Source organism: Streptomyces sp. MK37H, assembly GCF_018035285.1.
In the GTDB taxonomy this organism is placed as follows: Bacteria; Actinomycetota; Actinomycetes; order Streptomycetales; family Streptomycetaceae; genus Streptomyces; species Streptomyces endocoffeicus.
The window spans coordinates 1-5,887 of the sequence record NZ_JAAAYH010000512.1 but is presented as its reverse complement, the minus strand read 5'-3'; the positions used below and the strand labels follow the sequence as shown (position 1 = coordinate 5,887).

7 protein-coding genes are annotated in these 5,887 nt (G+C 71.7%); 2 read left to right on the top strand and 5 right to left on the bottom strand.

The annotated features are described in order from the left end of the window. The 5 genes from GWI24_RS39350 to GWI24_RS39330 form a co-directional block, all read right to left on the bottom strand. A partial coding sequence (locus tag GWI24_RS39350; RefSeq protein WP_210950824.1) for an isochorismatase family cysteine hydrolase occupies positions 1-549 on the bottom strand: 549 nt, incomplete at its 3' end. After that, complete coding sequence (locus GWI24_RS39345; RefSeq protein WP_210950823.1) at positions 546-1,982, bottom strand: MFS transporter; 1,437 nt, start codon at positions 1,980-1,982, stop codon at positions 546-548. The genes GWI24_RS39350 and GWI24_RS39345, both read right to left, overlap by 4 nt. Next, positions 1,979-2,428, bottom strand: coding sequence for a MarR family winged helix-turn-helix transcriptional regulator (locus GWI24_RS39340; RefSeq protein WP_374103397.1), 450 nt, complete (start codon positions 2,426-2,428; stop codon positions 1,979-1,981). Before GWI24_RS39340 ends, GWI24_RS39345 begins: the two co-directional genes overlap by 4 nt. 65 nt (positions 2,429-2,493) lie before the next feature. Continuing rightward, positions 2,494-3,456: an SDR family NAD(P)-dependent oxidoreductase gene (locus GWI24_RS39335; RefSeq protein WP_210950822.1), complete on the bottom strand. Its 963-nt coding sequence runs from the start codon at positions 3,454-3,456 to the stop codon at positions 2,494-2,496. A gap of 52 nt (positions 3,457-3,508) precedes the next feature. Further along, complete coding sequence (locus GWI24_RS39330; protein WP_210950821.1) at positions 3,509-4,087, bottom strand: TetR/AcrR family transcriptional regulator; 579 nt, start codon at positions 4,085-4,087, stop codon at positions 3,509-3,511. A 123-nt stretch (positions 4,088-4,210) separates the two neighbouring features. Here GWI24_RS39330 and GWI24_RS39325 point away from each other — a divergent pair, with 123 nt between their 5' ends. Both GWI24_RS39325 and GWI24_RS39320 read left to right on the top strand, forming a co-directional pair. Next, a complete protein-coding gene (locus GWI24_RS39325; RefSeq protein ID WP_210950820.1) occupies positions 4,211-5,146 on the top strand; it encodes a DMT family transporter in 936 nt (311 codons plus the stop codon). A gap of 283 nt (positions 5,147-5,429) precedes the next feature. Next, the coding region (locus tag GWI24_RS39320) for a TerD family protein (RefSeq protein ID WP_210950819.1) at positions 5,430-5,887 on the top strand (458 nt) is incomplete at its 3' end.

Genomic DNA, 5,887 nt, shown 5'->3' with positions numbered 1-5,887 from the left:
CGTGACCTCGGCCTGCGACGGAAACACCTTCTCGATGAGCAGCCGGTGGACCTCCGGGTCCGGGTCGTAGCAGGCGTCGGACAGCACCGTGAGCCGGAAATCCAGGTCGGCGGCCTGGCGCAGGGTGGAAAGGACGACGCCGGCGGTCGCGACGCCGGTCAGGACGAGATGGGTGATGTCCCCGGACCGCAGCACCACGTCCAGGTCGCTGCCGGCGAACGCGCTGACCCGCCGCTTGGTGACCACGACCTCGTCCGGCCGGGGCGCCACACCGGCGTGGATGGCGATCTTGGGGTCGTCCTCGGTGTAGAGACCCGGCGGCAGGGAGCTGACGATCTTGTTGCGGGCCGAGGCCTCGGGACGGCCGGAGCGGAAGCCGACGGCGACGTACACGACGGGGATTCCGGCGTTACGGGCCGCGTCGACCGCGCGGCTCACACGCGGCACATAGTCGGGGTCCTGGACGTGGGCCACGATGCCCTCCTGGACGTCCATCACGAGCAGAGCCGTCTTGTTCGCGTTCACGTTCGCGTTCACGTTCACGTTCATGAAGCCTTTCGCTGCTGCGGTTGTTGCGCGGAAGAGGAATCGTCGGAACCGATACGGCCCAGCGAGCGGTCCACGAGCGTCAGCGCCAGACACAGACCGGTGATGGCGAGCATGAACCAGGCCAGGCCATGCAGCCCGCCGGTGTCGGCGCGGGCGCCGAAGAAGGCGCCGTTGGCGCTGGAGGCGACGATCGCGCCGAGGTAGAAGAAGGTGCGGAGCAGCCCCGCCGAGGAGCCCATCCGCTCCGGGTCGGCCTGGTGGTACACCGAGTTCTGCAGGGCGAGGTTGATCAGCCCCTGCGGTACGCCGAAGACGAGCGCGACGACGATCAGCAGCCATATCGCGCTGTGCGGCTGGAGCGGGAGCAGCAGGGCGCAGCCGACGATCTGCCCCACGGCCCCCACCAGCAGCTTGCCGCGCACGGCGGCGCGGCGGCCGGTGGCGGTGGACACCGCGGTGCCGGTCAGGAACAGGGGCAGTTGGGCGAGCCCCGCCTGTGAGGCCGTCAGCCCCCGGCCGTCCTGGAGCCACTGGGTGTAGCCGTACAGAAAGACATACGAGACGACGGAGACGAGGAGTGCGCGGGTGTAGGTGAGCAGCAGGGGCAGATTGCCGCCGAACACCCGCAGATCGATGAACGGCTCCGCCGCCCGCAGCTCCCGCACCGCGAACCCGGCCGCCGCCACCGCCATCAGCACCGGCAGATACCACCGGTCGGCCCGGGGCTCCATCAGGAACAGCAGCAGCGAGACGAGCATCGCGGCGAACAGCCCCATGCCGATCAGATCCAGCCGGACACGCTCGTCGGTGCGTTCCGCCAGGTGCCGCTCCTTCGGCAGACGCCGTACGCCGAGGATCAGGCCGGCCGCCGCCAGCGGGATGTTGACGGCGAACGTGCTGCGCCAGCCGCCCAGCCCGATCAGCAGTCCGCCCAGGGGCGGTCCGATGACCGCGATGGTCTGGCTGGCGACCGCGAGCGTGGCGAGGATCCCGGCGGGGCTCTCCTGGCCGGTCCGCCGGGCCTCCCCGCGGATGAGGTACATCGAGGCCGGATAGCCCGCGCAGGTACCGAACCCGAGCACCACCCGCGCGACGATCAGCGTCCCCAGGTTCGGGGCGAGCAGACCGATCAGCCCCGCGATCCCGGTCAGCGTCGCCCCGGCGAGGAAGAGGCGGCGCGGCCCGTAGAGGTCGATCAGCCGGCCCATGACCGGCTGTCCTATCGAGGTGGCCAGATAGAGCGCGGAGACCAGCCAGGCCGTCTGGGACGGCGGCGCCCCGAACGCGGCGCCGATCGGCACCAACGAAACGGAGATGATGGAGGAGTTGACGGGGTTCAGTACCGAACCCAGCACCATCGGTGCCAGCAGCCTCCGGTCGAAGGCGCTCCCCGCGTCCGCCCTGCCCTTTCGTCGCGTCAGCCGCTCGATCATGCGCGGCTGAGCCGGTCCAGCAGGGCCAGCGCCTTGAGGATGGTCTCCCGTTCCGCTTCCGTGTAGCCGCTTTCCAGGGCCCGGGCGAGCCATTCCTCGCCCGCCCGCCGCTTGTCGTCCAGGAACGCGCTGCCGGTGTCGCTCACCGAGACCAGTTGCCGCCGCCCGTCGCCGGGATCGGGGCGCCGCTGGATCAGCCCCCGTTCGTCCAGCACGGCGAGCGTGGCCGCCATCGACTGCGGCCGTACGCGCTCGGCCGCCGCCAGCGCGCTGGCCGAGGCGGGGCCCTCCTTGCTGAGCCTGCTGAGCGCGGACGTCTGCGAGGGGGTGAGTTCCTCGAGGTCGTACGTCTCCTTGATCCGCCGCCGCAGCCGGCCGACTACCACACGGATCTCATGCGCGGCGCGCACGGCGGAGGCGGACATGCCGCCAGGGGTCTCTGCCATGCCCCGTACGGTATTTCCTTCAGTCCAGGCTGTCCAGTTCAAACTTAACAGCCTGGGCTGTCTATCTACTCGGCGAAGGTATCGACCCCCGTGAGCTCGGCCGACAGCGCCCACAGCCGCGCGGCCCGCTCCGGATCGGTGGCCCAGGCGCTCACCCCACTGCCCAGTTCGGTCTCCTCCGACGCGGGCTCGGCGATGTCGCAGTCCTCGCAGTACACCCCGCCCATACCCGTGAGCCGAGGCGAGGTCGCCGCCCAGACCTGGGTGGCCGCCCCCTCCTCGGGTGCCTTCCAGCCGACGTTGGTGGGGCTGGCCTCGATCGCCTCACTCAGCTCCGCCAGTTCCTCCGGGGACATATGGCGCCCCAGCTGGGTGGCGATCGTGCCGGGGTGCACGGAGAACGCCCGCACACCCGTGTTCCGCCCCAGCGCGTCGAGGTGCAGCGCGAACAGGGCGTTGGCCGTCTTCGCCTGCCCATACGCCTGCCACTTGTCGTAGGCGTGCCGCTCGAAGTGGGGGTCGTCCCAGTGGATGTCCGAGAGCTGGTGCCCATTGGAGGAGACCGACACCACGCGTGCGCCACCGCGGGCGATCGCGGGCCACAGCCGGTTGGTCAGGGCGTAATGACCCAGGTGGTTGATGGCGAACTGGGCTTCCCAGCCGGGGCCCACCCGGGTTTCGGGCGCGGCCATGATCCCGGCGTTGTTGATCAGAATGTCGACAGCGCGACCGGACGCGAGGAATTCCTCCGCCAAGGCCCGAACGCTGTCCAGGTCCGCGAGGTCCATCTCGGCGACCTCCACGCCCTCGATCCCGCCGAGCGCTTCGACGGCCGTTGAGCGCCGCCGCGCGGGCACGACGACATGGGCCCCCGCACCGGCGAGAGCCCGCGCCGTCTCCAGCCCGAGCCCTGAATAACCGCCGGTCACGAGCGCGAGCTTCCCGGTCAGGTCAATGCCCGTGAGGACGTCGCTCGTCGTACTGCGCACCCCGAAACCGGAGCCGATCGCATGCTGTTGGGTCGTCATGCGGGGAAACGTACGGTTTCGAGCGCGCTCAAGGTCAAGCAACGCGCCCGGGTCAGGCCGCCCGGGCCCGCTCCAGCGCCCGCAGCGCCAGCCCACGCGCGATGCCGACCGCGTCCGCAACCACCGAAAGACCGTTCAGCACCGTGGCGCCCTCGTGGAGCAGCAGCAGCTCGTCCGCCAGCTCGTCGGGGGCCGCCACGCCCGCCTCCTCGCACAGCTGCCGCAGATATCCGCGCAGCCACCACTTCTGGTCGGCGATCACCTGCCGGGCCGGATGCCCGGCGTCCGGCAGTTCGGCCGCCGCGTTCACGAAACCGCAGCCGCGCGGGTTCTCGCGGCGCACCCACTCCGCGAGCGCGTCGAACGTGGCGAGGGCGCGATCCGCCGGGGGCGACTTCTCGACCTCGGCGGTGAGCCACGCCCGCCACCGCTCATCGCGCTCCCGCAGATACGCGGCGACCAGGGCCTCCTTGGAGCCGAAGCGGTCGTAGAGCGTCTTCTTCGTGACTCCGGAGCGCTTGGCGATCAGGTCCACGCCGACCGCGTTGATCCCCTGCCCGTAGAACAGTTCGGCGGCGGTGTCGAGGATGCGGCGCGCGGCAGGGGTGAGCACTCCCGTAGACGCTTCCATGCCGTGATCACCTCCGGGTCGGGGTTGACGTGTATACCGATCTGTTTAGTCTAGTGGATGAGGGAGTAAACAGACCGGTATACCCGGAGTCGATGCCCAGCCCCGACCAGAGCGAGGACCCCCATGCCCGTCAGCGCCGCCGTCACCGCCATCGGCCTCGTCGTGATGTGGAGCTCAGGCTTCATCGGAGCCGAGCTCGGCACGCGGGAGGCCGCCGCCGACACCCTGCTGATGTGGCGCTTCCTCGCGGCGGCGGCGGTCCTGGGCGGCGCCTGGGTGTTGCTGAGGCGCCGCAGACTGCGCCCGCGCGCGATCGCCGAGCAGGCGGTGATCGGAGCGCTTTCGCAGGGCGGCTATCTCGGCGGGATCGTCTGGGCGGTCGGGCTCGGCGTGCCGTCCGGCACCGCCGCGCTGATCGCCGCGTTGCAGCCGCTCGCGGCGGGCGCGCTGGCCGGGCGGCTGCTCGGGGAGACGGTCAGCCCGCGCCAGTGGGCGGGGCTGGCCATCGGCCTCGGCGGGGTCGCGCTCGTCGTCCAGGGCGATCTGTCGGCGGGCCCGGCCGCCCCGGCCTGGGCGTACGGGCTGCCCTTCGCCGCCATGGCGGCGCTGCTGGCCGCGAGCTTCCTCGAACGCAGGGTGCGGGCGCCGCTCGACCCCGTGGACGCCATACCGCTGCACTGCCTCGTGAGCGCCGTCCTGTTCACCGGGGTCGCCGTGGCCGGAGGCCATGCCGCGCCCCCGGCGGGCGGGGGCTTCTGGGCCGCCGTGGCCTGGACGGTGCTGCTCTCCACGGTCGGCGGCTACGGCTTCTACTGGCTGAGCCTGCGCCGCAACGGCGTCACCCGCACCAGCGCGCTGATCTACCTCACGCCCCCGACCACGCTGCTGTGTGCGTACGCGATGTTCGGGGACGCGCCCGGGTGGACGGCGCTCGCGGGCATGGCGGTGTGCGTGATCGGGGTGACGGCGGCCACCGCGCGCCGCCGCCCCGACCGGTCAGCGCGGCTCGCGGAGGATCCAGTCCGTGATCGAGCGGTGTCGCGGGTGCCGGCCGAGTAGCTCGCGGGCGCGGCGCGCCCGTACCCGGCTGTTGGAGCCCAGGGCGTGCCGGGCGAACCGGGGGTCCCAGACGTTGTCCGGCGCGTCGGGGTCCCAGGGGCGGGGGCCGGGCAGGCCGAGGGAGCGGGCGACGGCCCCGGCGATCGCGCCGAACGACTCCTCTCCGTTATGGACTGCCGAACGGGCCGACGCCGAACCGGGCCGACCGCGGCGGGGCAGGTCACGGGAGAAGTCACTCCGCAGGTCAAGGAACCGTAAAGCGGGGACGTTCGTTACCCCGGGCATGACCGCTATGACACCCGGCTCGAACCTCCCCCTCTCCGTCGCGCGCGTGGCGGTTGACGTCACCGCTCCGGTGCGGCTCGACGTATCGGGCCTGCTGCTCACCGCCAACGGCAAAGTGCGTTCCGACGACGACTTCGTCTTCTACAACCAACCCGCCGGACCGGGCGTGACCCACCGCGCCGGGACGGCGGGCACGGGCGACGCCATCACGGTGGACACCGCCGCCGTCCCCGCCGACATCGAGAAGATCGTGGTGACCGCGAGCCTGGACGCGCCCGGGGCGACGTTCGCGGGCACCGAGCCGACCGCCACCGTGCGCGGCGCGGACGACGGCGCGGTGATCGCCACGTTCACCCCGCCGCGGCTGGGCAACGAGACCGCGCTGGTGGTCGTGGAGGTGTACCGGCGCAATGGGGCGTGGAAGGTGCGCGCGGTCGGGCAGGGGTATGCCAATGG

Excerpts from the sequence above, each read along its gene's own strand:
- GWI24_RS39345 (WP_210950823.1), bottom strand. The coding sequence starts at position 1,982 with ATGATCGAGCGGCTGACGCGACGAAAGGGCAGGGCGGACGCGGGGAGC.
- GWI24_RS39330 (WP_210950821.1), bottom strand. The coding sequence starts at position 4,087 with ATGGAAGCGTCTACGGGAGTGCTCACCCCTGCCGCGCGCCGCATCCTC.
- GWI24_RS39340 (WP_374103397.1), bottom strand. The coding sequence starts at position 2,428 with ATGGCAGAGACCCCTGGCGGCATGTCCGCCTCCGCCGTGCGCGCCGCG.
- GWI24_RS39335 (WP_210950822.1), bottom strand. The coding sequence starts at position 3,456 with ATGACGACCCAACAGCATGCGATCGGCTCCGGTTTCGGGGTGCGCAGT.
- GWI24_RS39325 (WP_210950820.1), top strand. The coding sequence starts at position 4,211 with ATGCCCGTCAGCGCCGCCGTCACCGCCATCGGCCTCGTCGTGATGTGG.